The 26,281-nt window shown below is 61.4% G+C and carries 26 protein-coding genes, 2 tRNA genes and 1 pseudogene; 10 read left to right on the top strand and 19 right to left on the bottom strand.

What is annotated here, in order from left to right; genetic code table 11:
• Positions 1–133: 133 nt before the first annotated feature.
• The 5 genes from BLT09_RS32740 to BLT09_RS32720 form a co-directional block, all read right to left on the bottom strand.
• Positions 134–1,042: a PopZ family protein gene (locus BLT09_RS32740; protein ID WP_091600596.1), complete on the bottom strand. Its 909-nt coding sequence runs from the start codon at positions 1,040–1,042 to the stop codon at positions 134–136.
• 215 nt (positions 1,043–1,257) lie between these two features.
• Entirely contained in the window at positions 1,258–2,655 is a 1,398-nt protein-coding gene (locus BLT09_RS32735) for a TolC family outer membrane protein (RefSeq protein WP_091600595.1), read from the bottom strand.
• A gap of 186 nt (positions 2,656–2,841) precedes the next feature.
• On the bottom strand, positions 2,842–3,510 hold the full coding sequence (locus BLT09_RS32730; RefSeq protein ID WP_091600594.1) for a protein-L-isoaspartate O-methyltransferase family protein: 669 nt from the start codon (positions 3,508–3,510) through the stop codon (positions 2,842–2,844).
• 137 nt (positions 3,511–3,647) lie between these two features.
• A tRNA-Cys gene (locus BLT09_RS32725) sits at positions 3,648–3,721 on the bottom strand.
• A gap of 334 nt (positions 3,722–4,055) precedes the next feature.
• Positions 4,056–4,316: a hypothetical protein gene (locus BLT09_RS32720; RefSeq protein WP_023802589.1), complete on the bottom strand. Its 261-nt coding sequence runs from the start codon at positions 4,314–4,316 to the stop codon at positions 4,056–4,058.
• Positions 4,317–4,537: 221 nt separating this feature from the next.
• Here BLT09_RS32720 and BLT09_RS32715 point away from each other — a divergent pair.
• A tRNA-Asn gene (locus tag BLT09_RS32715) sits at positions 4,538–4,612 on the top strand.
• 778 nt (positions 4,613–5,390) lie between these two features.
• Here the strand turns inward: BLT09_RS32715 and pcaF are convergent.
• The 6 genes from pcaF to BLT09_RS32685 form a co-directional block, all read right to left on the bottom strand.
• The gene (gene pcaF, locus BLT09_RS32710) at positions 5,391–6,593 is read right to left on the bottom strand and encodes a 3-oxoadipyl-CoA thiolase (RefSeq protein ID WP_091600593.1); all 1,203 of its coding nucleotides are present in this window, start codon (positions 6,591–6,593) and stop codon (positions 5,391–5,393) included.
• A gap of 2 nt (positions 6,594–6,595) precedes the next feature.
• A complete protein-coding gene (locus BLT09_RS32705; protein WP_091600592.1) occupies positions 6,596–7,267 on the bottom strand; it encodes a 3-oxoacid CoA-transferase subunit B in 672 nt (223 codons plus the stop codon).
• Positions 7,264–7,986 carry a 3-oxoacid CoA-transferase subunit A gene (locus tag BLT09_RS32700; protein ID WP_091600591.1) on the bottom strand — a complete coding sequence of 241 codons (723 nt, stop codon included), beginning with the start codon at positions 7,984–7,986 and terminating at the stop codon, positions 7,264–7,266. The genes BLT09_RS32705 and BLT09_RS32700 overlap by 4 nt, the downstream gene beginning before the upstream one ends.
• Before the next feature lie 340 nt (positions 7,987–8,326).
• Positions 8,327–9,418, bottom strand: coding sequence for a Gfo/Idh/MocA family protein (locus tag BLT09_RS32695; RefSeq protein ID WP_091600590.1), 1,092 nt, complete (start codon positions 9,416–9,418; stop codon positions 8,327–8,329).
• An 88-nt stretch (positions 9,419–9,506) separates the two neighbouring features.
• Positions 9,507–10,391: a sugar phosphate isomerase/epimerase family protein gene (locus BLT09_RS32690; protein ID WP_208602571.1), complete on the bottom strand. Its 885-nt coding sequence runs from the start codon at positions 10,389–10,391 to the stop codon at positions 9,507–9,509.
• Positions 10,392–10,498: 107 nt separating this feature from the next.
• The gene (locus BLT09_RS32685) at positions 10,499–11,482 is read right to left on the bottom strand and encodes a LysR family transcriptional regulator (RefSeq protein ID WP_236473646.1); all 984 of its coding nucleotides are present in this window, start codon (positions 11,480–11,482) and stop codon (positions 10,499–10,501) included.
• A 42-nt stretch (positions 11,483–11,524) separates the two neighbouring features.
• On the opposite strand from BLT09_RS32685, the gene BLT09_RS32680 reads away from it, so the two are divergent.
• The 8 genes from BLT09_RS32680 to BLT09_RS32645 all read left to right on the top strand — a co-directional run bounded on the left by BLT09_RS32680 (position 11,525) and on the right by BLT09_RS32645 (position 17,156).
• Entirely contained in the window at positions 11,525–11,878 is a 354-nt protein-coding gene (locus tag BLT09_RS32680) for a Dabb family protein (protein ID WP_077378143.1), read from the top strand.
• Positions 11,875–12,162, top strand: a complete 288-nt coding sequence (locus tag BLT09_RS32675) for a YciI family protein (protein ID WP_091600589.1) — start codon at positions 11,875–11,877, stop codon at positions 12,160–12,162. The genes BLT09_RS32680 and BLT09_RS32675 overlap by 4 nt, the downstream gene beginning before the upstream one ends.
• Positions 12,163–12,167: 5 nt before the next feature.
• Positions 12,168–13,244, top strand: a complete 1,077-nt coding sequence (locus BLT09_RS32670; RefSeq protein WP_091600588.1) for a maleylacetate reductase — start codon at positions 12,168–12,170, stop codon at positions 13,242–13,244.
• Positions 13,245–13,252: 8 nt separating this feature from the next.
• Positions 13,253–14,038 carry an SDR family NAD(P)-dependent oxidoreductase gene (locus tag BLT09_RS32665; protein WP_091600587.1) on the top strand — a complete coding sequence of 262 codons (786 nt, stop codon included), beginning with the start codon at positions 13,253–13,255 and terminating at the stop codon, positions 14,036–14,038.
• A 99-nt stretch (positions 14,039–14,137) separates the two neighbouring features.
• On the top strand, positions 14,138–14,866 hold the full coding sequence (locus tag BLT09_RS32660; protein ID WP_236473645.1) for an SDR family NAD(P)-dependent oxidoreductase: 729 nt from the start codon (positions 14,138–14,140) through the stop codon (positions 14,864–14,866).
• Complete coding sequence (locus BLT09_RS32655) at positions 14,841–15,689, top strand: MFS transporter (RefSeq protein ID WP_167366599.1); 849 nt, start codon at positions 14,841–14,843, stop codon at positions 15,687–15,689. The genes BLT09_RS32660 and BLT09_RS32655 overlap by 26 nt, the downstream gene beginning before the upstream one ends.
• Positions 15,690–15,705: 16 nt before the next feature.
• Entirely contained in the window at positions 15,706–16,089 is a 384-nt protein-coding gene (locus BLT09_RS32650; RefSeq protein WP_139172726.1) for an MFS transporter, read from the top strand.
• Positions 16,086–17,156, top strand: coding sequence for a 2,3-butanediol dehydrogenase (locus BLT09_RS32645; RefSeq protein ID WP_091600583.1), 1,071 nt, complete (start codon positions 16,086–16,088; stop codon positions 17,154–17,156). The genes BLT09_RS32650 and BLT09_RS32645 overlap by 4 nt, the downstream gene beginning before the upstream one ends.
• Before the next feature lie 70 nt (positions 17,157–17,226).
• Here the strand turns inward: BLT09_RS32645 and BLT09_RS32640 are convergent, their stop codons facing one another.
• The 8 genes and pseudogenes from BLT09_RS32640 to BLT09_RS32610 all read right to left on the bottom strand — a co-directional run bounded on the left by BLT09_RS32640 (position 17,227) and on the right by BLT09_RS32610 (position 25,132).
• A complete protein-coding gene (locus BLT09_RS32640) occupies positions 17,227–18,015 on the bottom strand; it encodes an intradiol ring-cleavage dioxygenase (protein ID WP_413468424.1) in 789 nt (262 codons plus the stop codon).
• Between the two features lie 104 nt (positions 18,016–18,119).
• The gene (locus BLT09_RS32635) at positions 18,120–18,899 is read right to left on the bottom strand and encodes an ATP-binding cassette domain-containing protein (RefSeq protein WP_091600581.1); all 780 of its coding nucleotides are present in this window, start codon (positions 18,897–18,899) and stop codon (positions 18,120–18,122) included.
• On the bottom strand, positions 18,899–20,011 hold the full coding sequence (locus BLT09_RS32630; protein WP_091600580.1) for an ABC transporter permease: 1,113 nt from the start codon (positions 20,009–20,011) through the stop codon (positions 18,899–18,901). The genes BLT09_RS32635 and BLT09_RS32630 overlap by 1 nt, the downstream gene beginning before the upstream one ends.
• Before the next feature lie 81 nt (positions 20,012–20,092).
• A complete protein-coding gene (locus BLT09_RS32625) occupies positions 20,093–21,046 on the bottom strand; it encodes a sugar ABC transporter substrate-binding protein (protein ID WP_091600598.1) in 954 nt (317 codons plus the stop codon).
• A 245-nt stretch (positions 21,047–21,291) separates the two neighbouring features.
• Positions 21,292–22,184: pseudogene (locus BLT09_RS32620) on the bottom strand (LysR family transcriptional regulator).
• A 232-nt stretch (positions 22,185–22,416) separates the two neighbouring features.
• On the bottom strand, positions 22,417–22,671 hold the full coding sequence (locus tag BLT09_RS35330) for a hypothetical protein (protein ID WP_236473644.1): 255 nt from the start codon (positions 22,669–22,671) through the stop codon (positions 22,417–22,419).
• Positions 22,672–22,703: 32 nt separating this feature from the next.
• Entirely contained in the window at positions 22,704–24,647 is a 1,944-nt protein-coding gene (locus BLT09_RS32615) for a xanthine dehydrogenase family protein molybdopterin-binding subunit (protein WP_236473643.1), read from the bottom strand.
• Between the two features lie 11 nt (positions 24,648–24,658).
• Positions 24,659–25,132: a (2Fe-2S)-binding protein gene (locus BLT09_RS32610; RefSeq protein ID WP_091600597.1), complete on the bottom strand. Its 474-nt coding sequence runs from the start codon at positions 25,130–25,132 to the stop codon at positions 24,659–24,661.
• Between the two features lie 187 nt (positions 25,133–25,319).
• On the opposite strand from BLT09_RS32610, the gene BLT09_RS32605 reads away from it, so the two are divergent.
• Positions 25,320–26,266, top strand: a protein-coding gene (locus BLT09_RS32605) for an IS630 family transposase (RefSeq protein WP_091600579.1) whose coding sequence is annotated in 2 segments (ribosomal slippage) — positions 25,320–25,658 and positions 25,661–26,266 — 945 coding nt in all. Because the reading frame shifts where the segments join, the coding sequence is not laid out codon by codon here.
• Positions 26,267–26,281 lie beyond the last annotated feature (15 nt).

Raw genomic sequence — 26,281 nt, 5'->3', positions numbered from 1 at the left:
AACCGCTTGGCGCTGCGGCGGACACGACAGGGGGAAAACTGTAACCCATGTATCCGGTTCAAAGTGTTACCCATCTATCAACTGGACACCGGCAGCCAGATGAGGGGCGGCGCCGACTTCGGCGATTTGCCGGTTACTGCGCGCCGCGCGCTACGCGTTCGATTTCTTCGCGTACCAGCCGCTCGACCAGCGTCGGCAGATTGTTGTCCAGCCAGTCCTGCAGCATGGGCCTCAGCATCTCCTCGGCCATCTCGTCGAAGGTTTTCTTGCTGCGGCTGGCGAACGCATCGGAAAGCTCGCCGAAGGCGGCGGCAACTTGCCGGCCGGTATGTTCGGACAGGATCGCCGGACGAGAGGACGGTGCCTCGCTCGTCGCCGGGCGCGCCAACCCGCTCCGCGGCGGGGCCGGCTCGAAAGCAGGTTCGGCTGCGTCCTCGAAAATCTCGGCCTTCGGTTCGGCATCCGGCGTCTGTCGCAGCTCTGTCCTGTCTGGGGCCCTGTCCGGCTTGGCCGCGGTCTTCGCTTCGCTGATTGCGGCGATATCACGCCGCCACCCGGCAACGATACTGTCGGTCGTCTCCGCAACCCTTGCCGTCGCAGGCGCATTCGGCTCCGGCTTGGCGGCCGGGGCCGCTTCGGCCGCGACCCTGTCACCAGCAAGCGTCACGGGCGATTTGACCGGAGCCGGATCGGACCGCACCGGCGGCTCGACGCGCGCGATGACAGGCTCGACGGCCGACGGTTGCGCCTGCACCTCGGTCAGCGTGGCCGGCCTCCTGGCGTCGAATCCCGGACGCAACTCGGCGCGAAACGCGCCTGCCTCCGGCGGCGCCCCGCCTGCCGCCGGTGCCGGCACAGCTGCCGCCGGTGCCGACACGGCTACCGCCGGTGCCGGCGCGGCTACCGACGTCAGATCCTGCAGCAGGTCGTCCGTATCGTCCGACTGCTTGCGGCCGGTGTCGTTGTCCTCGATGATCCTCCTGATGGAAGCCAGTATCTCCTCCATGGAAGGTTCGCGCTGTACGCTGCTTGCCGTCGCCATCGTCACATCCGCCGCCCTTGTGACTCGTTGCAGATTTCCTGTCCGGCCAAAGCCCGGATTCGAATCATGGCAACAGCGTAACCCACGGATCGCCTTACGAGAATCCCCAATCTGAGGGCATGTTGGATTTCAACAGATTAGAGCCCGCGCGACCTTTTGGACGCGCGGGCTCTAAATAGCTTGAAACTGGACGGAAGTTGAAACTGGTGAGGGGATCAGCGGCCGTCTGGCGTGCGCAGGCCGAACCACTTGTCCTTGACCGCATTGTAATGTTCTTCGGGCTTGTATTTCACGACCTGAAGGGCGAGACGCTCGACCGAAAGATGACCGATAGCCGACAGGATGGCATAGCTCGCCACCACCAGATCGCGTTCGGCGCTGGCCTGGTTGATCTTGGCGGTGATGAGCGTGGCCTGCGCGTTGAGAACGTCGAGCGTGGTGCGCTGGCCGACGTTGCGCTCCTCGATGACGCCGCTCAGGGCAAGCTGCGCGGCGGCGATCACCTGCCTGTTGGCCACCACGGTTTGCTGAGCGGCGGTATATTGCGTCCACGCCGAGGTCACGGCCTGCCGCACGGTGTCGCGGCTGACATCGACCTCGATCCGGGCCTGGCTGAGCGATTCCTTGTTCTGACGTACTATCGCCGACGTCCGCCCGCCCGAATAGATCGGTATGGTCAAGGTGGCGCCGATGCTGGCCGAATTGGTTGTGCCGTCCTGCCCCGTATCGGCGGAGCCCGGAGCCGTTCTGCGATAGGCGCTGGAAACGCCGGCGGAAGCCGAAAGCTGCGGCAGCAGCGCGCCTTCGGCCGATTTCACCGAAAACGCCGCCGCGTCGACCAGGTGCTGGGTGGCGAGGATGGCCGGGTGCTCGATGGATGCAATCGCGATAGCCGCATCGAGGTTCGACGGCAACAGCTTCGCCAGCGGCGAAGCGGCCCTGAGCCTGCCTGGCTCGTCGCCGACGATCTGGCGATAGGTCGCAGCGCTCGCCAGCGCCTGCGCGCGGGCGGCCGCCAGTTCCGCCACAGCGGAGGAGCGCTCGGCATCGGCCTGCGCAACGTCGGTGCGGGTGCCTTCGCCGACCTCGAAGCGCGAACGCGCGGCGCGCGCCTGCTCGGTCAGGAACTGCAGGTTTTGCTCCGTCAGCACCGCCACTTGGCGGTCGCGAATCACGTCCATATAGGCGCTTGCCGCATTGAACAGGATGTTCTCTTCGGTGTTGCGCAGGCTCTCGAACGAGGCGCGGACCTGCGCTTCGGCGGCGGCGACGTTGTTCCTGGTCTGGAAGCCGTCGAACAGGGTCTGGTCGATCTGGACGCCGAAGTTGCCGGTGGTTAACGAAAGGTCTCGACCCGGCCCGCTACGGGGATCGAAATGGCTTCTGGAGAAGTCGATGTTCGCGGAACCGGTGATGGTCGGGCGCCAGCCGGACTTGGCGATGGCAACGCCCTCATCGGTGACGCGGACGCCGGCGCGGGCCGAATTGAGCTGGGAATTGTTCTGATAGGCTTTTGAAAGTGCACCGAGAATGGTTTCCGCCGAGGCGCCTAGCGGAGAAAGCGCGGTCGCCGAGAAGAGGACGGCAAAAAGACTCTTGCGTAAAGACGGCACGTTATTCCCTCATTCGTTTTGCATGGGAACCACACCGCGCCGGCTTCCCCCATTCGAGCAGCCGGCGCCGTGTGTTTCAGGTTCCCTGCTGTCTGCCCCCAAAAGAACACCCCGGTTGTGCGGATCAGCAACAATTGTTCAAGCGCAAGCGAACATGACAACGGCTTTGCTGCAAGCCAAAATCACTCAGAACTCGAACGCACGAATACGATCGAATCCCGGTAGTGGCTTAATTGCCGCATTAAAGGCGCCTCTTCCGGTTACGACCCCCCCTGTTTTCAGGAACAATCGGGCCACGCCCGAATTCCCCTGCCCTTCGACGGCGACAAGCCGACCGCCTTCCGCAAGCTGGTCGAGCAACGGTTCCGGCACTTTCTCGACGCTGCCGCCGATGAAAATGACGGCGTAGGGTGCTGCCGCGGCATGGCCTTCCGGCAGCGGCCCCCTGACCACGCTGACATTGTCGCAGCCCAGCGCCGAAAGCGTCGACATCGCGGTCTCGGCCAATGCCGGATCGCTTTCCAGCGCAACGACGGACTTTGCCAGCCGCGACAGGATCGCCGCCGCATAGCCGGTGCCGCAGCCGACATCGAGCGCCGAATCGCCAGGGCCGATCTCGGCCAGTTGCATCAGCTTGGCCAGCGGCGAAGGCTCCATGAGATAGCGCGGGCCGTCCGCGGTATTGGCAATGCGGATGTCCTCGTCGATATAGGCCAGATCGCGCTGATCGGGGGCGACAAAGGCCTCGCGCGGCACGACAAGCATCGCTTCGAGCAGCGGCGCGCTGGTTACGTCGGTGGTGCGGACCTGGCCGTCGACCATTTTTACCCGACGTTCGGCAAAATCAGCGCTCATGTTCCAACCAATCCGCCCAAGACCAACCTGTTCAAGATCAATCCGCCCAAGATCGATCCGCTTGCCGCGCCAAGACCGCGGCTCATGTCGACTGGAACTCAAGCCCCCTGGCGCTGGTGCGCGGGAGCTTGGGCAACTGGAGGCCTCGCCCGGAATCGAACCGGGGTGCAAGGATTTGCAGTCCTCTGCGTAACCACTCCGCCACGAGGCCTCATTGCTCCCGGCGTTCCACCCGGTTCCAATAGGTTGCGGCGAAAATGCCGTCAAGCGGCCATGGTGCATTCCCGACGGTTTCCCCTCGGCCATGATGCCACGCGCCGAGCCAACGACACGCATGCTCCGAGAACCGGAGCGCAGCGGACGTCAGAGCGCTGCGCCTCCAATTGGACGTCCGGCGCCGTAGGTATGCGGAGAAACGCCATCATCTGGCCGTCGGAGGAGAATTTCCAAACAAGGCTCTCAGCCAGTCCGGGCATTTAGCCAGCTGAGTCGAGCCGGAAAGACGCCTTCGCAGGGCTTGCCGGCTGGCGAAGTCGGTACAGCCGTCAGTTCGGCCGCCGCCGCCGTTCCCACCACACGACGAGGCGGCGCCGGTGGCGACGCACCACGGCAAACTCGTAGGAGAGCACCAGCAATCCGATCGGCACCATCCAGAAGCCCAGGATCGGCAGAAAGCCGAGAATGCCGCCGAAGATCAGCACGACGCCGATTGCAATCCTGAGGCCGCGCGAGCGCGGCATGGTGAACTCACGGCCGAAGACCGATATTTTTCGTGCCGGTGGGTGGTTGTGGCTTGCTGCGCTCATGTCTGGTCAGTGGTCCGTTCGGGCAAAGTAAAAGCTTCAGCTGACGAAAGCCGCAACCGCCTTTTCGGTTCCGCGCACCCCGCCAGACGGCTCATATGAGGACGCACGCACATGATTGCCAGAAATCGTGGCGCGAAAAAGCGGCGAAAAATACGAAATGCTTCTTTGCAAAGCCGAAACGGGTTTGCTATAGGCTGCGCCACTCACATGAGAGCCTCTGTTCCCCGGTAGCTCAGTGGTAGAGCAACCGGCTGTTAACCGGTTGGTCGCTGGTTCGAATCCGGCCCGGGGAGCCACCGTCTTTTCTACGCCATGGCGCGATATTGCGCGCAGACATGCGATTTTTTCTGCGCATCGATCCGATTCGTTCTCCTGGAATGGCTCGCAAAACGCAGAGATGCCGATCGAAGTCAGTGATAGCCTAGCGTAGCGCCCTCCCCTCGCCTAGGCCTGCAAAACCCCCATCATAGATTCGGCGGCCACATCGTGAAAAGACCTACAGCCGGCGCGATTGCGCCGAAACGAGCCGCTACATAGATTCGGCCGGCGAAACCTTCCAGCTCGAGAACGGGAAGAATTGACCCTAAGGCGACCACTGTCAGGCTGCCACTGGACGACAGCCTTGCGCCTCCTTTTGGACATTGCGAGAGATGCCCGGAAGGTCGCGTCAAACCCTTGCGTCGTTAACCTTAGCCGGGGAAGCCGCTAACCAGTCGGGTGCACGCCGCGACAAATTTGTCGCTTGGCATGCGGCCATCCGCATCGCGCGAATACTCCGGCTTAAGCCGGTTAAGGAAAAACATTTCGAGCCTGCGCCCATGCTTGGTTTCGATGGCGCCTCACGGCTTTTCGGCCATCCTACTGGGGCGGCATTTGGCATATTGGAAGCGGTGTTTTGGCGCGAACGTCTTCACCAATAACGAGCCGCACCGCCCCCGAAATATGCGCGAGTCGAGCCGTGCCTAGCCTCAATGACAGAGCCATGAAGCGCGAGGGCGCAAGATAACTTGCCTTCAGCGCCGACATCGCGGTCGTCTGAAATCGCACTATCGCTCCAGCCCGTCGCCCAGTCGTCTAAACCCGCTGCAGGGCGATAGCGATCCCCTGCCCCACGCCAATGCACATCGTCGCCAAGGCGTATGTTTTCCTAAAGGCGGCGAGTTCGAGAGCTGCGGTTCCAGCTATCCTCGCGCCGCTCATGCCCAAAGGGTGCCCCAAGGCAATGGCGCCGCCGTTGGAATTCACTTGGCTTGCGTCCTCAGGGATCCCCAAGTCGCGAAGCACTGCGATGGCCTGGCTCCCGAAAGCCTCGTTGAGTTCGATCACCTCGAATTCCGCCGGTGCAATCCCAAGGCGAGCGCAGAGCTTCTTGGTGGCCGGTGCCGGCCCAAAGCCCATAATCCGAGGTGGCACGGCGGCGACCGCACCACCTAGTATGCGGGCAATCGCTGTAAGCCCGTAGCGCTTGGCCGCTGCCTCCGACGCGATGATGAGTGCCGCAGCGCCGTCGTTCACGCCTGAGGCGTTGCCAGCGGTGACGCTCCCTCCAGAGAACAGCGGCTTGAGCTTCGCCAGGGCTTCCATCGTGGTGCCGGCTCGAGGGTGCTCGTCCAGCTCGACGGGGATTGCGCCCCCCTTTTTCTGAGGGACCATTACGGGGACGATTTCCCGAGCAAGCCTGCCGCTCTTCTGCGCGGCGATGGCCTTGTCTTGGCTGCGCACCGCAAAGGCATCCTGCGCCTCGCGCGACACGCCAAAGTCCCGAGCGACGTTCTCACCGGTTTCCGGCATGGAATCCACGCCGTAGTGCTCCTTCATGCGCGGGTTGACAAAGCGCCAGCCGATGGTCGTGTCGTAGATCTCGGCATTGCGAGAGAAAGCCGTCTCGGCCTTGGGCAGCACGAACGGAGCTCGGCTCATCGACTCGACGCCGCCGGCGATGACCAACTCCGCCTCACCGGACTTGACCGCGCGGGCTGCCGTGATCACAGCATCCATTCCGGAGCCACAGAGGCGATTGATTGTGGTGCCGGGGATGCTCACAGGCAGGCCGGCCAGAAGCGAGCTCATACGAGCAACGTTTCGGTTGTCCTCGCCAGCTTGGTTGGCACAACCGAAGATCACGTCGTCGACCGCGTCCCAATCGACACCTGAGTTCGCAGCGATCAAGGCCCTGAGAGGAACGGCACCCAGGTCGTCCGCGCGAACCGAGGACAGGACGCCGCCGAAGCGGCCGATGGGCGTGCGTTTGTAGGCGCAGATGAAAGCTTCGCTCATTCCTAGACCTCCGGAACAATTAGGTCGCCGATCGTGCCGTCGACGAGAAGCTCGGCACCCGTTACCGCTTGCAGTACGTCGAGGCTGAGCTTGGGAAGCTTCTCGCGCAGCACGAAGCGCTGGCTCTCGATGTCAACCACGGCAAGGCTGGTATAGACGCGGGTGACGCAGCCAACGCCGGTCAGCGGCAGGCCGCAGCGTTTGACCAACTTGGGGCGTCCGTCCTTCGTCACGTGGTCGGTGATCACAGCAACGCGCTTGGCGCCATGCACCAGATCCATGGCACCGCCCACGGCCGGCACGCCCTTCGGGCCCGTCGACCAATTGGCGAGGTCGCCATTTTCAGCCACTTCGTAGGCACCCAGAATGGCGACGTCGAGATGGCCGCCGCGGACCATGGCGAAGCTGTCGGCATGGTGGAAGAAGGCTGCGCCCGGCTTCAGCGTTATAGCCTTTTTGCCGGCGTTGATCAGGTCCCAATCTTCCTCGCCCTCGGGGGGACTTTCACCGAAATTGAGCACGCCGTTCTCTGTGTGAAAGACCGCTTGTCGGCCGGGTGGCTGGAACTTGGCCACCATCTCGGGGAATCCGATGCCCAAGTTCACATAAGCACCGTCGGCAATGTCCTGAGCGGCCCGCCAGGCGATCTGTGCGTTGGTGAGTTTCTCGGTCATCCGTAGGCCACTCCTGCCCGCATAAGGGTCTCTTCCTGTTGGGCATCCGCGACTTCCACGATGCGGTTGACGAAAATGCCCGGGGTAACGATCTGCTCCGGATCGATCCCACCAGGCCGGACGATCTTTGAGGCCTGCACGACGGTCAGCCTGGCGGCGGCGGCCATTAGCGGCGAAAAGTTACGCGCCGCCTTGCGATAGGTGAGATTACCCATGGTGTCGGCCAGTTCGGCCTTGATCAGGGCTGCGTCCGACTTGAGCCAACGTTCCTGCACGTACATGCGACCATCAAACTCGGCGACCGGCTTCCCCTCCGCCAAATCGGTGCCGAAGCTGGTCGGCGTGTAAAAGGCCGGAATGCCCGCGCCGCCGGCACGGATACGCTCGGCCAACGTTCCCTGCGGCACGAGTTCGAGCCCGATCTGGCCAACACGATACTTCTCGGTGAAGGCGCGCGGATCGGCCGAGCGCGGAAACGAGCAAACCATCTTCGCGACCATTCCAGCGTCGATCATCGCCGCGATGCCGATCCGCCCATTGCCGGCATTGTTGTTGATCACGATGAGTCCTTCGGGGGACCCCGTGGCGCGGAATCGATCGATCAGAGCATGGACGAGTTCGATCGGGGCACCTGAGCCGCCAAATCCACCGATCATCAACGTCATTCCGTCTTCGATCCCGGCTACCGCGGTGGCGAGATCGGAAACCGTCTTGTCCATAAAGCCATCCTTCACGGGCGACGCCGCAACCCAAAGCGACGTTGCATCAATCGGGTGCGCGGGCTGGTGCCGCCCCCTGAACCGAAAGGGCAGCGGCGAGCCCGGTACCCGAAGCAAGGAATAGTCGACGGTTTATAGCCATGTTCTTCCTCCCGTTGATGGCTGTCCCAGCGAGAGCGGGCTCTTCCAAAGAATGCGACCTTCTCTCAGACGTGCTATTTTCACATGGCGGCTGGCGCGATAAAGCGTGCGAATTTGGAAACAGTGTTGTACCGCGCGCAAAAATGAACTCAAAAAGAGCCCCGCAACCTAGGAGGTTCTGGCTCGACCTAAGGTGGCCTTAAAACGTCAACGATACTTCAGCGCCCGCCAATTCAGACGACTTAAACATAGCTTCAAGGAGCCGGTTAACGTTGTGAGCTTGGGTGGCGGGTACAACGGACGGCGTTCCCGTGCGCAGCGATGTGACGAAAGCGGCCGCCTCGCGGTCGAAGTAGATAGGATTACCAATCTCGGCGATCTCGGGAGAATAGACGGTCTTCTTCGTCGCCCAGATTTCCGGGAAGCTCGTCTCACGCCACTCCGTCCATCCTTGCTGATGACCGTTCTTCCCACTGTCGTAGATCTTGTACGACGCCGGCAGAGGGCACGAGTGCATTATTCCCTCGGTCCCGTATGCCGACAAGTCCCAACTCTCCGTCCACGACAGCGGATCCCATGACATGAAGTCGACGGTGACCAACTTATCGGGGTAGTTGAGGATCGCGCCACCGGCGTCTTCCCGAGACTCGGCGCCGAACACCAGCGGAAACTTTGTAATTCTAGCGTTGACTGTATCGGGCATGCCGAAATGGAGCAGGATGCGATCGATGAGGTGGCAGGCGATTACGAACATCGCTCCACCTATGTCTCCAGGCTGATTCATGTGGGCGGTAGCTGCCTCATTATGAGAGCAGCCGGCATGCGCCCTGACCTGGAGAACTTTCCCCAATCGCCCGCTTGCCAGAACCTCCTGCATCTTTCCGATGGAAGGCGCGAAACGCCAACAGTACCCAACCTGAAACAGGCCGTCCGTCTGGTCGACGGCGGCGACGATACGCGCGGTGTCGGCCGACCCTCGGCCGGCCGGCTTTTCACAAAGCACGGCCTTTCCCGCTTCAAGCGCCTCGATGGCAAAATCCGCCATAGCGTGGCTTTTGGAATGCACAAGCACCGCATGGACATCGGCATCCGCCAGGATCTCGTCCTTGCTTCGGGGCTCCAACCCAAGCGCATCGACAAACGGCGTCAGAAGCGGACTTTCGTCGTGGGCACCCAGCAGGCGCACCCCCGACATTCGCTGAAACGCCTTTACCCTGCCGGATGTGTGGGGGTGCGTAATTCCCAGGCAAGCGATGCCGAGCATGGCATCTTCACCAATAGCGTAGCCCATGGCCGTTGACCTTCGTTGTGGAGAAAAGAAGAAAGGGGCGATCCTCGTTGATCACCCCTCCAAAAAGCTCGCGCTGCCGTGGGCCCGATCAGAGATCGGCAAACTGAGCCATGGAGGACCTGAAAACTCGCTCGGCCATTTCGTCCAGTCCTAGCTTGCGGTGTTTGGCCGAAAGGATCTCCGTGCCGTACACGCCGCGGTAACCGGCTGCCTGTACCTCGCGCAGAAACGCCGGGACATCGAGTTCCCCTTCCCCGCAAAGCTCGCGATAAGCGATCGTGTCTTCCCAAATGTCTGGTACCGGCGCCACCTTCAGCGCGTCGTCAATTTCCACAGCCTTGATGAACCGAGCGGGTATCTTGCGAATTTCGCTATAGGGAATGTTGCCTCGGGCCATGTGCCATATGTCAATGAGCAGGCCACCGTTGTTGCGATTTGCACCGGAGACGATCGCCAACCCGGCTTCGATGGTACGCACATTTGACCAAGGCATGATTTCCAATACGATGTCGGTGCCATAGGGCGCAGCCTCGTCGCATAACTTGCCCAGTTCATCCGCCATCAGCGGCACGTCGGCGGGAGCATCCTCGAAGCCAGGCCCGACCTTGATATCCTTTAGCCCCAATTCCGCCGCGACCTCGAGCATAAGCTTGCGGACCTTGTCGGACTCCTGACGCTTCTCGTCGCGGCGGAACCAATTGGTCAGGAACTCGATCTCGAGGTGCTTGATGCCGTTCGCCTCCACGACCCGGCGCATTTCCCGGTAGCCGATCTGATCCCTGACATGAACTACATCCTCCGAATGGAGGCCAAAGCCCTTGAATCCGGCGCGGGCGGCGGCCTCGACACGGTCCTTGAACGGGAAGGGGCTGATTTCCGTCGGGCCCAACGGAAAGACGTCTCCAGAAAGGGCGAAGTAGGAAATCAGGAGTTCAACGTCTGCAGCCATCACGATGTCCTTGCGGGAATGCATACCGTGCCTCCGCGAACAGCGCGGCACCCGTTTTGGCTAACGTTCTACCGTGCGAGAATAAACCCGGTCGCTGGGAAAACTGTGTTGCGTGGCGCGCAAAAATCGGCCTACCGAGTCCACAGTTCCTCGTAGTTGTTTGCGCGGAACTGCTCGACGAGAAAGTCGAGGAACAGCCGGGTCCGGGCAGGCATGAAGGATTTGCTCGGATAGGCGATATTCATTGTCAGCCTCGGGAGATCCCAATCATCGAGGACGCGGACAAGGCGCCCGGCTTCGAGATCTTTCTGGATGATGTACGTTGGTTGCGCCAGGATCCCAAGACCGTCGCGAGCGGCCGCGCAAATGAGCTGGCCGTCATTGGCATTGATGATGCCATCGACCTCGACGGCTACAGCATCCTCGCCCTTGCGGAAGTTCAGGTGATTCCAGTTGTCGGCCAGAGTGTAGAGGATCAGGTCGTGGTCCTTGAGGTCGCTGGGATGCTTCGGGACGCCGCGGCGATCGAGGTACTCCTGTGATGCCGCCAACAGCCGGCGCGTCTCGGCCAGCTTTCGAATAGTAATGGAGCTATCGGCCTCCACGCGACGCGTGCGGATCGCAAGATCGAGTCCATTTTCGATGATGTCGTAATAGCGGTTGGATGCCACCACTTCGATCAGCACACTGGGGTAGCGCTGCCTAAACTGCTGAACCACCGGCATCAGATGCAGCAACGAAAACGACAGAGAGGCCCCCACCCTCAACCTGCCGGTTGGCGCATGAGCCCGGGCCGTAACGTTTGCCTCGGCCTCCTCCCAGTTCGCCAGGATGTCTCGGGCGTCCAAGTAGAGCTGCTGGCCTTCGGTGGTCGTGCTGAGCCGGCGAGTGGATCGTTGAACCAGCCGGGCACCGAGCCTCGTCTCCAGATTCACAAGGTGGCGGCTAACTCCGGAAACCGAGAGGTCAAGGGCATCCGCCGCCTTTGTCATGCTCTGTTCCTCAACGATCTTGAGGAACACCTGTAGCTCGGTCCAACGATCCACTTTTTGCATCCGGCGGAAAGGTGTTTTGAGAAAGCCAGTCTTCATCGCTTCCCAAGCAAATGCAATCACTTCCGTCAAAGTCGCGCGGTCACTTGGCTTGAGAGGGAACGGATGGATCAGCTGGCGGCACAGAAGGGGCAAAGGGAGCGGGTTAAACATGTCGTCATGTGGAACCTCCTTCCAAGCGCCGACGGCCAGAAAGCCGCTGCGGTAGAAGCGGTCAAATCGCGCTTTGAGGCATTACTCGGAGCGATCCCGGGCCTTCTGCACATTGAAGTAGGCGTGGATTTCAGTGGCGTCGATTACGCCTGCGACGTGGTGCTATACTCAGAGTTCGAGAGCGCCGAAGCTCTGGAGGCATATGCCAACCATCCCGCCCACCTGAAGATACGTGACGAGCTCCAGGGTGTGCGTATTGCGCGGTACCAGGTCGACTACGTGTCAACGGAGGAACCCTCGCCATGAAGGTTGCCGTCCACTGCATCGATCATCCAGACGCGATCGATATCCGTCTTGCTCACTACGATGAGCATAAGGCCTATCTGGCCGCGGGAAAGATGAGGACCGTAATCTCCGGACCGCTGTTAGCGGCCGACGGCGCCACAATGATTGGGTCGCTGTTCGTCTTTGAGGCCTCCAGTGTGGCTGAGGTTGAAGCATTCAACGCTGCCGACCCCTTCAACCGGTCGGGCGTATGGGCCGAGATCAGCATCAAGCAATTCAACCTGCGCGTTGACAATCGGGAGTGAGCAAAATGGCAAGGCTGCCTGAGAGTTTCGTCTACAGCGCCAATGCGTCACGAGTGGTCTTTGGCGCGGGATCGGTTGGAAAGGTCGGAGAAGAAGTCGACCGCCTGGGGCTACAGCGGGTTCTGGTCCTCTCGACACCCCAGCAGGAGGACTTTGCGCTGACGGTGGCCTCCCGTCTCGCCGCGAAGTCAGTTGGGGTGTTCTCGGGCGCCGCGATGCACACTCCGGTGAATGTCACCGAACAAGCGATGCGAGACATTCAGGAAAAGGATGTCGACGGGCTCATCGCCATTGGCGGTGGTTCGACGACTGGCCTGAGCAAAGCTTTGGCCCTGCGCACCGATCTGCCGCAGATCGCCATCCCGACCACCTATGCCGGCTCTGAGATGACGCCCATCCTCGGTGAAACGGCGAACGGTCAGAAGAAGACGATCACTTCGCCGAAGGTCCTGCCTGAAGTGGTGATCTACGATGTCGACCTGACGCTTTCCCTACCGGTCGCCCTCTCAGGAACCAGCGGCATCAACGCTATCGCACACGCGGTTGAGGCGCTCTACGCTCAGGACCGGAATCCGATTATCGACCTGATGGCGGGCGAAGCCATCGGTGCATTGGCCAAGGCCTTGCCCACGATCAGGCTTGATCAGCGGGACAAGGAAGCACGATCCCTGGCCCTGTACGGTGCTTGGCTGGCGGGAACGTGCCTGGGGGCCGTGGGCATGTCCCTGCACCACAAGCTTTGCCATACGCTCGGCGGGACGTTCGACCTCCCGCATGCAGAGACGCACACCATCATGCTGCCTCATGCCCTCGCCTACAATGCGCCGGCAGTCCCGGATGCCATCGATCGCCTGAAGCGCGTTCTGAAAACCGACGACCCTAGCCTAGCGCTCTACGAACTCGCCGGCCAGGTAGGAGCCGCGCGCGCCCTCAAGGACATCGGCATGCCGGAAGAGGGTCTTGGTAAGGCCCGCGCATTGGCTCTGTCTAACCCCTACCGGAACCCACGGCAGCTCGATGAAGATCGGATAGAGCGCCTCCTCCATCGCGCCTACGCCGGCCTCCCCCCTCTGGTTGAATAGGTGATCGAATGGGTTCGCTTGAATTGCGGCTGCCCGACATCGTCGTTGTGACTGGGACAGCGTCAGGTCTCGGGCTCGAAGTGGCCAGGCAACTGCTGCAGAGCAACTGTCAGGTGGTCGGCGTCGATATGGCGCCATCTGCGCTCGAATCCGATGGCCGGTACCAACAGGTCACCGGCTCGATCGCTGATACAAGTACCTGGAACAGGGTGGTCGATCTCCTCGACGCCCAAGCGTCCGCAACGCTGGGGCTCGTGACCTGCGCCGCAATCCTCGACGTGGGCACTGTACCTGAAGCGACACCCCAGCGCATCGAGCGCACCATGTCGGTGAACGTGACCGGCACCGCCTTGGGGATGGCGATAATCATCCCTCGGATGGAGGCGAAGGGCGGTGGCGCCATCGTTGCGGTTGCGTCAGTCAACGCCACCTTGGCCGAGCAGCAACTGGCCATCTACAACGCATCGAAAGCAGCCGTGCGTCAGCTGGCTCGAACCGCAGCACTCGACCACGCACGGCGAGGCATCCGGATCAACGTTCTGAGTCCCGGTCCCATGATGGCTGGCCTCTTCAAGCGACACGTCGAGAGCGCCACCGACAGCTCCAGGTTCCTGGCAACCCGGGCAAATCGACAGCCGCAAGGCCGCATCCTCGAGGCAAGCGAGGTCGCGCAAGCAGCGTTGTTCCTATTGTCAGATGGGGCAACGGCACTCCTTGGCGCAGACGTGATCGCCGATGGTGGATTGACTGCTGGTTTCGATTTCCGAACCGGCGCCGAAGGGGCGTCCGTCTAAACTCACGATCGTTGGGAGGAAGCAATATGGACACTGGTCTCAAAGGGAAAGGTCGTAATCATCACCGGCGCCGCCAATGGCATCGGCCGCGCCACGGCCTTGGGTTTCGCCAAGGAAGGCGCCGACCTCGGACTGTTGGATATCGATGAGAAAGGATTGGCAGAGGTCGCGGCCGTCGCCAGTCACCATGGTGTCACGGTTCACTCCGCAGGCGCCGATCTCTCGGAAGCGGCTGGAGTGTCCCGCGGCATGGACGGGCTTCTGAAGGCCTTCGGGAACCGCGTTGACGTGCTCGTCAACAACGTTGGTTCCGGCGCAATCCGCAGCTTCGACGACGTCGATGACGCGGCGTGGGATGCAACGCTTTCGCTCAACTTCATGAGTTATGTACGAGCGATCCGCAAAGCGCTTCCAATCCTGCGGGCCAATGGCGGCGTCATCGTTAACAATGCGTCGGATCTGGCGCGACAGCCAGAACCGGTGCCGGTCGACTACTCGGTATCGAAGGCCGCAATCCTCGCCCTTACCAAGGCATTGGCCCGAGCCGAGGCTCCCAAGATCCGCGTCAACGCTGTTGCTCCTGGCCCCATCTGGTCGCCTTTTTGGGAGAAACCCGGGGGCTTCGCCGAGACGATGGGCAAGTACCACAAGATGGAGCCGCAGGCGGCCGTCGAGCACGAAATGAAACTTCGGCAGCTGCCGCTGCAGCGGCTCGGGACGCCGGACGAAGTCGCGAACGTCATCCTGTTCCTCGCCTCTGATCTGGCCTCGTTCGTTACGTCCTCGGTCTGGGGCGTCGACGGTGGCTCGATCCGATCCATCATCTGACGTGAATGTCTCCGTCCCCAATGATCGGCTGCCGGCTGGCTTCGAGTTCGCCGTCGCCTGCGTTTGCGGCGCAATCGTCGCGAACCTCTATTTCGCACAGCCCATCGTCGGGGAAATTGCCGGCACGCTTGGGTTCGCGCCCGAAGGTGCTGGTATCATCGTGACGCTTGCCCAGTTGGGCTATTGTCTTGGCCTCCTACTTTTAGTGCCGCTCGCTGACGCGCTCGAAAACCGCCGCCTGGCTTTGGCAGTGCTCGTCGTCGGCTTCGCCGCCTCGATCACAATGGCACTGACAACCTCGCCGACGCTCTTCCTGATCGCGTGCTTCGGAATCGGCGTCGGGTCAGTGTCCGTCCAGATCCTGCTTCCCTATGCGGCCGCGCTTTCCGATCCTAAGCGCCAAGGCTTGATGGTTGGGCGAGTCATGTCCGGCATCCTGACTGGCATCATGCTGTCTCGGCCTGTGTCGAGCCTGATCACCGGTCCCCTCGGCTGGCGGTCGGTCTTCTTCGCCTCTGCCGCCATCTGCCTGGGCGCCGCTGGGCTGATCCTCGCTCGGATGCCGGCGCGACACCCCGAGAGCAAGCTTCGTTACGGAGCGATGCTGAAGTCCATGGGTTCGCTCGCTTTGGGCAACCGCCTGCTTCAGCGTCGGGCCGCCTACCAATTCTTGATGTTCTATTCGTACACTCTTTTCTGGACGGCCCTGCCCCTGCTTCTGAGCAGGCCGCCCTACAGCCTCGACCAAAGTTCAGATCGCACTCGTGGCGCTGGCGGGAGCCGCAGGCGCGATCATGTCACCGTTGGCCGGGAGGGTAGCTGACCGCGGAGCGATCACCTTGGGAACGACGCTCTCCCTCAGCGCCGGCGTCCTATCCTGGATCGTTGCCGGCTGGGGCGGATCGGGTGGCGTGGTTGGGCTGGCGGCCCTGCTGGTTGGTGCCCTCCTTCTCGACGGCGCCGTCCCCGTGTCCCTGGTGATGAGCCAGCGTGAGCTCTTTTCCGCTCACCCTAACGAACGGGCTCGCCTCAACGGCCTCTTCATGGCAGCCTTCTTCGTCGGTGGGGCAACTGGCGCCAGCGTCGGCGTCTGGGCGATTGAGAGCTTTGGTTGGCATGGCGCTACGATTGCAGGCGCTTCGGGCCCCCTGCTTGCGCTGACACTGCATCTGACTTTTCTGGCGCTACAAGTGCCGTCACGTTCAAAAGGAGTTCGAAAGTGAGAGCTGCGCGCTTCTACGCCAAAGGCGACGTCCGAGTTGAGGAACTTCCGGATCCGGTCGACCTGCAGCCGGACGAAGTTCTTGTCCGCAACAGGTTGTGCGGCATTTGCGGCACCGATCTGCACGAGTTTGCCGACGGACCCCACTTCATATCTTCTCAGCCCAACCCTTTCTCGGGAGCCTCAATTCCGCAGATTCTCGGCCACGAGTTCAGCGGTGAAATCGCGGCCGTTGGGAGCGACGTGTCCCACCTGAAGCTGGGAGACCGCGTAGCGATCCAGCCGCACATGGGCCCGGCCGATGGTTACTTCGGCGTCCGCGGCCTGTATTTCCTTGGCACCCGCGGGGCCGCGACTGGCCTGACATGGAATTGGGGCGGGTTCGCGGACTTCGCGGTCATGAAGGCCTCCGCGACCGTCAAAATGCCTGACACCCTGACTTTTGAACAGGGAGCGATGGTGGAGCCGGCGGCTGTCGCGGTGACAGCAGTCGACCGCAGCGGGCTTGAGCCGGGCGGATCGATCCTGATCACTGGTGGCGGCCCAATCGGGGCGCTTACGGTCATGGCCGCCGACGCCGCTGGCGCCGGCAAGATCTTCCTCAGCGAACCCAATGCGGCCCGCCGCAAGCGCATCGAGTCGTTGGGCATTCCGGTCATCACGATCGACCCTACCAAGACGCCGCTTGCAGACTTCATTCGAGAGCACACATTCGAGCGCCTCGGATGCGATTCAGCTATCGAGTGCGCGGGCAACCCGCGAGCCATTGCCGACTGCATCAGGTCTGTGCGCTCGCAGGCAACGGTGGTACTGGTCGGCCTCACCAACGCCAAGGCTGAGTTCTCACCTTTTGACCTGATTACACGCGATATTCGACTGCAGGGGTCGCTCTGCTACCCGACGACACTATGGCCGCGTGTTTACGCAATGATCGAAAGCGGCCGTTTGCCTGCCGAACGCCTAATCGATGACACGATCGCCTTAGACGACATTGTCGAGAAGGGATTCAAGCCGTTGCTGGATCCGAGCGGGACCAAAATGAAGATCTTGGTCGAGCTGGGCGCTTAGCTCGCAGGCCCGCAGTCGTCGACACCGCTGCGCGACTGCCGCCCCTCTGAATGAGCCGCTGACGACGATCCTACAGTCGCTTCAGGACGAAGTCGAACTTAACTTTCCACTTGGTCGGCACGTCGACGAGCGGCTCGAAGGCGACGATCAATGTGTCCTTCACCCCAAACACGGAATCCGACTCCAGGTACGGGTCTCCCGCGACGAAGATGTGCGTGCAGAGGCGATCGTATCCGTTCGCGCCAACCAGGAAATGCACGTGTGCGGGGCGGAAAGGATGACGCTCGAGCTGTTCGAGCATTTGCCCCACGGGTCCGTCATTTGGAATGGGGTATGAAGTCGGCTTGATCCCGACAAAGCTGTATCGACCGTCAACGCCAGTTCTGAAGATGCCACGGTTGTTGAACGGCGGCTGCATGTCAGGCTGCTGAACGTCGTAGAAGCCTTCGTCGTTGTCTGACCAAACGTCGACATAGGCGTTGTCGATTGGATTGCCGTCAAGGTCGAGGACGCGGCCCTCGTAAAGACAAAGCTCACCTTTGCCATCGAGGTTGATGTTGTCACCCATCTGCCGTTCGGGCGACCCGTCGACGTGGAATGGTCCAAACACCGTGTTCTCCGTGGCACCGGTGGGACGCCGATGATTGATCGCGTCCACGAGCATCGAAACACCGAGCACGTCCGAGAGCAGGATAAATTCCTGCCGCGTGTCGCTGCACATCTGCCCGGTACGGGTCAGAAACGCGATTGCAATCTCCCACTCTGCCTCGGTAAGTTCGACATCGCGAATGAAACCATGGAGGTGATTGATCAGCGACTCCATAACGGTACGAAGACGAGCATTCGTTCCATCGCCCATCCTCGCGAGGACCGCTTCGACCGAGTTCTGTTCATTCAGGTACTTTGACAATTCGACCTCCTCTCGGTCGCGCTCCCAATTCGGGCCGCCCTCCGACGCGATCCCTAGATCGTTTTTCCGAGCGATGCTTCGAGCTGGGCGAGTTCCTGCCCACCGGCCATCAAACTTTGCAGTTCTTCTGATGAGATATGCCCACGATCGGCCGTGCCAAGCGTCTTGCCGCGGTTGAGAACGGTAAACCGGTCTCCGACCGCCATCGCGTGCCGAACATTATGGGTGATGAACACGACGCCGATGCCCTTCTTGCGTACCCGGTCGATTGTCGTCAGCACATTGGCGGTCTGGCGCACGCCAAGCGCCGAGGTCGGCTCATCGAGAATGAGCACCTTGGCGCCGAAATAGACGGCACGCGCGATCGCGACGGTCTGTCGCTCGCCTCCCGAAAGAGTGCCAACCGCCTGTCCCGGCTCTCGCAAATTGATACCCATTTGCTTCATCTGCTCGAGTGTGATGGCATCGGCCTTCTTGAAATCCAACCAGCGTAAGGGGCCGAAGCCGGCCTCTGGCTCGCGGCCGAGCCAGAAATTCCGGCTGACGCTCATCAGCGGGATCATGGCAAGGTCCTGATAGACGGTGGCGATACCGGCAGCGAGCGCCTCGCGAGGGCTTGTGAAATGAACGGTGTCGCCCGCTACCCTCATCTCGCCACCAGTCGGGGTATGGGCTCCCGACATCGTCTTGATGAACGTCGACTTACCGGCACCGTTGTCACCGAGCAGGCAGTGACATTCACCCGGCATGACGCTGAACGACACGCCGGACAGGGCGATGATGCGGCCAAAGTGCTTCTGGATGTCGATCATTTCCAGGATTGGCGTGGTCATCACCTTTCTCCTGTGATTGAGCGGCGGATGTACGTGTTGGCCACAACTGCGCCGAGGAGGATTGTGCCAAGGAACACTCGGAAGAGTGAACTCTCGACGTTGGTGAAGAACAGACCCTGCTGGACCACACCGAAAATAATGGCACCCAGAGCGGCACCCACCACAGACCCGTAGCCACCGGTCAGCAATGCACCGCCGATGACGACACAAATAATCGCCTCGAATTCCTTCATGATGCCGCGATCGGACGCAGCCGACCCGAACTCGATCGCTTGGGAGATGCCGAGGAGCGCCGCGCATATTGCGGCAACGATAAACATCAGTACCTTCACTCGAGCCACGGGGACGCCGACGTTGCGGGCAGCCTGTGGGTCACCGCCGGCAGCGTAAATCCAGTTGCCGAACTTGGTACGGGTCAGAACCCACTGCCCGACGATCACCAGGCCGATGGCCCAAAGTATCAGCATGGGAATGCCATCGACGATCGGTTGCCCTGCCCGCGTACCTCGGGTGTACGTTTCGATGATGCCTTGCTGACCCAGCCATGTGAACAGGCCTGTGAACGCTTTACCTCCGAAGAGCCAGGCGATGGGGTCGCCCGCTGCAGCATCACCGATCCCCGATACAACCGGCTGCTTGTTGAAGGTGATCGCACTCCAGATCGTCGCGCCGCGAAGGATGAACATGAAGGCCAGCGTCACGACAAACGACGGAAGACCTGTGCGAATGACAAGGACTCCGTTGATGGTGCCAATCAAGGCGCAGACCACAAAGGTCAGCAGGATCGCCAGCCAGACAGGAATGCCAACGTGGACGACCAGCAATCCGAAGACCATGCCGGAAAAGCCCACCATGGACCCGAGCGACAGATCGAACTCGCCTGCGATCATCAGCAGCGACACGCCCACGGCCAGCACGATGAACTGCGCCGAAACGGTGCCCCAGTTAATGACACCGTCCAGGGCGAACATCTGGGTGCCGCCGGCGAGAATGAGGAAGAAAGCGAACACGGCTGCCGTGCCGCCAATTGCTCCAAGCTCCGGGCGAACGAGCGCTCGACGCAGGAGTGAGTTCCGCTTGAGGCGCTCGTCGGTGCTAGTTGTGGACGTCATCTGATCTTGCCCGCAAAAGGAATCTGTAAGAAAGGAAGGGCGGAAGCGCAGGTCGCTTCCGCCCCCCGGGAGGCGAGGCGTTTACCGGTACTTGCCGGCCAGCGACTCGACGAGAGTAAGGTTGTCCTTCGTGACGAACCCCGGTCCTGAAAGCACCGAATTGGCCTGCAGCACCCCATAGCGGAGATCATTGGTCAGCGTGATGACCGGCAGGTAGCCCTGCAGGAAAGGCTGCTGGTCGATGGCGAAGTTGATGACGCCATCTTTGATCGCCTGCGAAATGTCGGGGTTGAGATCGAAGGTCGCGAAGTAGATGTCGCCCGCCATACCGTTGTCCTTCAGCGCTTTGATCGTCGGAATCGCGGTCATGGGGCCGAGGGTCAAAACGGCGCCCGTATCCTGATGGGTCGAAAGGTAAGCCTTCACTCGGTTGGCGATTTCCGCCGCGTCGGTGCCGGAGTCGATCATCTGCTCGCCCAGAGGCACGCCCAGACCTTCCGCGAAGCCTTCACAGCGCTGCTGCCCTGCCACATTGGGGAACAAGCTGTTCACGCAGAGGAACGACTTCATGCCTTCGGCTTTTGCTCGTTCACCGGCGCCCTTGCCGGCTTCATATTCAGGCTGACCGACGTGGAGCAGAGCACCGAGTTTTTTGGATTCCTCTGCCGTGCCCGTGTTCATCGTCACTACAGGGATACCTTGGGCAACCGCGTCCGCGATTGCGCCGCCCACTGTTTCGAGATCGGGGATCGTAACGATGATCCCGTCGGGCTTCTCGGCGGTCGTCTGCTGGATAATGCGCACCATGTCCGCCAAGTCGCCGGACGGCGGATTGCGGAACGTGACGGTTGCACCAACTTCCTCTGCTGCCAAGCTGGCGCCGTTCTTGACGGTGTTCCAGAACGTCTCGCTGTCAGGGGAATGGTGGATAAGGACGTATTTCTCGTCGGCAGCGCTTGCTGACTGTACGACGCCCATTGCGGCTGTTGCGGCGAGACTCGCCACCAGCATCGCCTTAAACGATAGGTTTTTCATCTGCTCCTCCACGTTGTTGACTGTCGCTCTACTGGCGCAATCGGGTTCTCCGCTTTGCGCCACCGTCCCCCTCAACCGCCAGCGTGGGATTTATGCAGCTATCTTGTCGTGGGATGAACTGGGGCCAGCACAAAACTCTATTGCATATCACGCAATAATTGCCGGCAGAATGCCGTCCGCATCACGACCAAAGGCAAAGTCGGCATGAATGGGGCCATGGACCCGACGTCAATGGTCGGCCGCCCTTAGCCCCTGTATCGGAGGGCGTCGACCAGAAGCGTGAAGGCGGCAGTATGCTGCCGCCGGCTTGGATAATAGAGGTGGTAGCCCGAATATGGCGGGCACCAGTCTTCCAGCACCCGGACCAGGCGGCCCTCCGCAACATGCTGGGATATCTGGTTTTCGAACGTGTACACCAAGCACAAGCCATCGACTGCGGCATGCAAGAGCATCTCGTTGTCGTTGAAGATAACCGGTCCATTGACCCGGACCTCAAGTTCGACACCGTCCTGTTCGAACTCCCAGGCATAAAGGCCGCCCCCGGTGTTCTGGCGATAGCTTGCGCATCGGTGTTCGCTCAAGTCGCGGGGTGTCTGCGGGCGGGACGATTGGCAAAGTAGGCCGGGGATCCCACGACTGCCATCCTGACGTCCGGGCTGATGCGGACCGCCACCATGTCCTTTTGCACCTGTTCGCCCATGCGGATACCGGCGTCGAAGCGCTCTGCGACAATGTCGGTGAGACCTTCATCGACATGGACCTCAACCGTGATGTCGGGATAATTCTGCAGCAGTTTCGACAATACCGGCCACAGGACAGTTTGGGCGGCATGCCGGAACGTGGTGATGCGGATCGTGCCTGCAGGCTTGTCGCGAAGCGCCGTGAGCGCAGCAATTTCACTGTCGATATGGTCGAATGCCGGCCGCAGGCTGATAAGCAGCCTTTCGCCTGCCTCGGTCAGCGACAGGCTGCGCGTCGTTCGCGAGATCAACCGCACACCGATCCGTTGTTCGAGCATGCGCACCGCATAGCTGAGCGCGGATTGGGAGAGGCCGAGCTTTGCGGCCGCGCGTGTAAAACTCCCCTCCTCGGCAACCGCGATAAACACAGCCCATTCGCTGAAGTCGCCTCTTCTCACCTATAAACCTCATTTCTGTATCCATGAGGATCATGGCGGATAATCAGCATGCCTGTCTCGACATATTTATGCTCCGCGCAGCCTCGCCGGCACGAGCCAGCATTCGGGACTGCCTGGTACCGCGCCGATTCCGAACGCCCCAATGGCAGCCGAGCGCCTACAGGGCGGTTATCTGCCTCGCTCGCTGCCGGAACAACAAGCAGCGAGCAGAAGCGGTCTGGCGTAAAAACGGCTACGTCAGATTGAACGGCAATTGACGCAGCGGTTTTCCGGTGAGCCGTGCTATGGCGTTGGCAAATGCCGGCGCCAATGGCGGCAAGCCGGGCTCGCCCATGCCCGTGGGCGGTTCGGCGCTAGGCACGATGTGAATGTCGAATTCCGGCACGTCCGTGATGCGCGCAACCGTATAGTCACTGAAGTTGCTTTGCTCGACGACGCCGTCCTTGAGCGTTATTGCAGAGCCTGCCAGGCACATCGACAAGCCCATGATCGCCGCGCCCTGTACCTGCGCCTCCACGGTCAGAGGGTTGACGGCCAGATTGCAGTGAACCCCGGCCGTGGCTGTCCATCGGCAACAGAGGCTTCCACCACGTAAGCGACCACTGAGCTGAAGGACTCGTGCACCGCCACACCCCAGGCCCGCCCCTCGGACAATTGCGTCTTGCCGTACCCGCTCTTGTCAACGGCCAGTTGCAATGCGTCACGATGGCGGATGTGCTGATCGCCGAAGAGCTGCATGCGGTAGGCTACAGGGTCTTGGTCGGTTGCACGCGCTATATCGTCGAGCAGGGTCTCCATCACATAAGCCGTATGGGTGGAGCCGACGCTGCGCCACCACAGAACCGGCACGTTGTCCTTGGGATGATGCACGGTCAGCCGCATTGGAAGCGGATAGGGAGCCCGCATGCCCTCCGTCGTGGCGGCGTCGATGCCGTTCTTCACCATGAACTGCTCGAACACGGTTCCGGTAAGTATCGACTGGCCGACGATGCTGTGATCCCAGGCCAGCACCTTGCCCTTTTTGTCAAAGCCGATGCGGGCGTGGTGCAGGTGCATTGGACGGTAGTAGCCGCCCCTCATATCGTCCTCGCGGCTCCAAAGCGTACGGATCGGTGCATTCAGCCCCGCCGACCTGGCGGCCTTGGCTATTTCGCAGGCCTCGACCACGGTGTCGGAGGTGCTGGAAAAGCGCCGACCGAAGCCGCCGCCCGACATCTGCACGTTAAGCACAACCTGTTCCGTCTTGAGGCCGAGCGCGGCTGCGGCAGCGGCGGCATCGGGTCCGGCACTTTGGCTTCCCATCCAGATCTCGGCACGATCATCGGCAAGCCGTACCGTGCAGTTCAGCGGTTCCATCGCTGCGTGGGCGAGATACGGGAACACGAACTCAGCTTCGAGCTTCAGCGGCGCCGTTTCCAATGGCACCATGTCGGAATCGAACTGGCGCGGGCCGGGGCGAGTGGCCATCTCGCGATAGTGCGCGAGTTGCCGTTCGCTATCGACCTTTTCGACGGCAGATGTGTCCCACTCCACCTTAAGGGCATCGCGGCCCTGAGACGCCTGCCAATATCCGTCGGCCACGACGGCCACGCCCTCGGCACCGCGATCCAGCGGCACGCGCAGGACGGCCTTCACGCCCTTGACCGCCCGGGCTGCGCTGTCGTCCAGGGTGGCTATCTTGGCTCCGAAGACCGGAGGACGAGCCACCACGGCCGTCAACTGTCCCGGCAGCTTGAAGTCGATGCCAAAACTCTGTTGGCCGCTGCTCTTGGCTTGAGCGTCCAAACGCCGGGTGGGCTGGCCGATGATGCGGAAATACTTGGGATCCTTCAGCGCAATCTTCTGCGGCACCGGCAAGGCCATGGCCGCCTCGGCAAGCTCTCCATAACCGAGCTTGCGGCCATCGGAGGCCAGAACCGCGCCGGCCTCGGTTCGCAGAGTGGACGCCTCCACATTCCAGCGGGTCGCCGCGGCCGCCAGCAGCATGGCGCGAACACGAGCACCCAGTTCGCGATACTGCGTAAAGCTGTTCTTGATCGTGTTCGAACCGCCGGTAAGGTGCATGCCGAAGAGCGGATCGACATAGGCGATGTCATTGGTGCCGAGTTGGCTGCGCACCAGGTTCCAGTCCGCATCGAGTTCTTCGGCAAGGATCATGGGCAATGCCGTTTGGACGCCTTGACCGAACTCCAGCCGGTTGATCGTGACCGTAACCTCTCCATTGGGCGCGATGTGGACAAATGCAGAGGGCTGCTCGGTCGGCTTCAGACTGGCTGCCGCCGCATCGGCCTCGGACGACTGCGCGACTGCCAAATCAGGGAAAATGCCGACAGCCAGGCCGAGGGTCCCCGCCAGCTTGAGAAAGCTGCGGCGTGGCATCGCCTGGACCGTCGTTGAACGGCCCCGTTCCATGATGTGTTGCAGCGCACGCGGCAGCTCTTTGTGATCCATGTTGGGGAACATATCCGTCTCCTTCAGACGAGGGTGCTGGCGGCGTCGGCTATAGCGGCGCGGATACGGGCATAGGTTCCACAGCGGCAGATGTTTCCGGCCATGGCGGAGTCGATCTCTTCGGCGGTCGGCTGCGCGCCGGGCGACAGCGACGCGAGCAAGGCCGTCGCGCTCATGATCTGGCCGCTCTGGCAGTAGCCGCATTGTGCCACGTCGTGCCTGACCCATGCAGCGTGGACAGCCGCGCCGACACGGTCGGTGCCGTCGGTTGTCTTTTCAATCGTGGTGATCTTGCCGCTTTCAACGGCGGAAACCGGTGTGCTGCACGAGCGGATTGCCTCGCCGTCCAGATGCACCGTACAGGCGCCACAGAGCGCTGCGCCGCAGCCGAATTTGGTGCCGCTCATTCCGAGCGTGTCACGCAGGACCCAAAGGATCGGAGTTTCGGGGTCAACGTCAACCTCGTGCTCTCGCCCGTTGATATTCAATGAGATCATGGCCGGAAGGTTCTCCTGGGTTGCTCCACCCGAACAGGTTTCCCAAGCGGCCTGGAGCTTCCCGGCCGACTGAGACATTGGCAATCTGGTGGCTAGAGCGGGATGAATTGAGTCTGAATCGAAAGGGGATTCCCGAAGGCGAGCAAATCTGATTCAACCTGCTGGCTGGGTCAGGAGGCCGGCATGGATGGGCAAGCCTTACTCGATGGATCTTCGCACGCGGGTGGTAGCGTCGGTTGAGCAGGAGGGCCTGTCGCGACGTCAGGCGGCAGAGCGCTACGGGGTTGGAATCAGCACGGTCATCCGATGGGTGCGCCGCTTGCGCGAGACGAACAAGCTGACACCTGGCAAGATGGGTGGGCACAGACCGAAGAAGATTGCCGGAGAGCATCGGGAGTGGCTGTTGGTACGCTGCCGGGCGGCGGAGTTCACGCTGCGCGGTCTTGTGGCCGAGCTTGGCGATCACGGCCTGAAGGTCGATTACCGCTCGGTATGGGAGTTCGTTCACGCCGAGAAGCTCAGTCACAAAAAAAGACGCTGATCGCGGCTGAGCAGGATCGCCCCGATGTGGCGCGCCGGCGGGTCCAGTGGGCAAAGTATCAGGACCGCATCGATCCTTCCCGCCTGGTGTTCATCGACGAGACCTGGACCAAGACCAATATGGCGCCGCTCAGAGGATGGGCGCCGCGCGGCGAGAGGATCAAGGCCAAGGTGCCGCACGGTCATTGGAAGACCATGACCTTCTTGGCGGCACTGCGCCACGACCGTGTCGATGCACCATGGCTGATCGACGGACCGATCAACGGCGAGCGTTTCCAGCTCTATGTCGACAAGGTTCTCGTCCCCACCCTCAAGCCCGGTGACATCGTCATCATGGACAATCTCGGTTCGCACAAGGGCAAGGCTGTGCGCCGTGCCATCCGCTCGGCCGGCGCCAGGCTGTTCTTGCTGCCCAAATACTCCCCCGACCTCAACCCTATTGAGAAATTCTTCGCCAAGCTCAAGCATTGGCTGCGCAAGGCTGCCAGGCGAACGGTCGAGACCGTCTGTGACGCCATCGGCCAAATCCTCGGCACTGTCACGTCAACCGAATGCAGAAATTACTTCATCGAGGCCGGCTATGCGCCAACCTAAATTCATCCCGCTCTA

It is taken from the genome of Mesorhizobium muleiense (assembly GCF_900099905.1).
Lineage (GTDB): Bacteria > Pseudomonadota > Alphaproteobacteria > Rhizobiales > Rhizobiaceae > Mesorhizobium > Mesorhizobium muleiense.
The sequence above is the reverse complement of the archived record's forward strand: the minus strand, read 5'-3'. Positions and strand labels throughout refer to the sequence as shown.

What these genes read in the sequence shown, in the direction of transcription:
- BLT09_RS32740 (WP_091600596.1), bottom strand. Translation starts at nt 1,042, where the DNA reads ATGGCGACGGCAAGCAGCGTACAGCGCGAACCTTCCATGGAGGAGATA.
- BLT09_RS32730 (WP_091600594.1), bottom strand. Translation starts at nt 3,510, where the DNA reads ATGAGCGCTGATTTTGCCGAACGTCGGGTAAAAATGGTCGACGGCCAG.
- BLT09_RS32720 (WP_023802589.1), bottom strand. Translation starts at nt 4,316, where the DNA reads ATGAGCGCAGCAAGCCACAACCACCCACCGGCACGAAAAATATCGGTC.
- pcaF (WP_091600593.1), bottom strand. Translation starts at nt 6,593, where the DNA reads ATGAGCGAAGCTTTCATCTGCGCCTACAAACGCACGCCCATCGGCCGC.
- BLT09_RS32705 (WP_091600592.1), bottom strand. Translation starts at nt 7,267, where the DNA reads ATGACCGAGAAACTCACCAACGCACAGATCGCCTGGCGGGCCGCTCAG.
- BLT09_RS32700 (WP_091600591.1), bottom strand. Translation starts at nt 7,986, where the DNA reads ATGGACAAGACGGTTTCCGATCTCGCCACCGCGGTAGCCGGGATCGAA.
- BLT09_RS32695 (WP_091600590.1), bottom strand. Translation starts at nt 9,418, where the DNA reads ATGGGCTACGCTATTGGTGAAGATGCCATGCTCGGCATCGCTTGCCTG.
- BLT09_RS32690 (WP_208602571.1), bottom strand. Translation starts at nt 10,391, where the DNA reads ATGCATTCCCGCAAGGACATCGTGATGGCTGCAGACGTTGAACTCCTG.
- BLT09_RS32680 (WP_077378143.1), top strand. Translation starts at nt 11,525, where the DNA reads ATGGATCAGCTGGCGGCACAGAAGGGGCAAAGGGAGCGGGTTAAACAT.
- BLT09_RS32675 (WP_091600589.1), top strand. Translation starts at nt 11,875, where the DNA reads ATGAAGGTTGCCGTCCACTGCATCGATCATCCAGACGCGATCGATATC.
- BLT09_RS32670 (WP_091600588.1), top strand. Translation starts at nt 12,168, where the DNA reads ATGGCAAGGCTGCCTGAGAGTTTCGTCTACAGCGCCAATGCGTCACGA.
- BLT09_RS32665 (WP_091600587.1), top strand. Translation starts at nt 13,253, where the DNA reads ATGGGTTCGCTTGAATTGCGGCTGCCCGACATCGTCGTTGTGACTGGG.
- BLT09_RS32640 (WP_413468424.1), bottom strand. Translation starts at nt 18,015, where the DNA reads ATGGGCGATGGAACGAATGCTCGTCTTCGTACCGTTATGGAGTCGCTG.
- BLT09_RS32635 (WP_091600581.1), bottom strand. Translation starts at nt 18,899, where the DNA reads ATGACCACGCCAATCCTGGAAATGATCGACATCCAGAAGCACTTTGGC.
- BLT09_RS32630 (WP_091600580.1), bottom strand. Translation starts at nt 20,011, where the DNA reads ATGACGTCCACAACTAGCACCGACGAGCGCCTCAAGCGGAACTCACTC.
- BLT09_RS32625 (WP_091600598.1), bottom strand. Translation starts at nt 21,046, where the DNA reads ATGAAAAACCTATCGTTTAAGGCGATGCTGGTGGCGAGTCTCGCCGCA.
- BLT09_RS35330 (WP_236473644.1), bottom strand. Translation starts at nt 22,671, where the DNA reads ATGGGCTTGTCGATGTGCCTGGCAGGCTCTGCAATAACGCTCAAGGAC.
- BLT09_RS32615 (WP_236473643.1), bottom strand. Translation starts at nt 24,647, where the DNA reads ATGTTCCCCAACATGGATCACAAAGAGCTGCCGCGTGCGCTGCAACAC.
- BLT09_RS32610 (WP_091600597.1), bottom strand. Translation starts at nt 25,132, where the DNA reads ATGATCTCATTGAATATCAACGGGCGAGAGCACGAGGTTGACGTTGAC.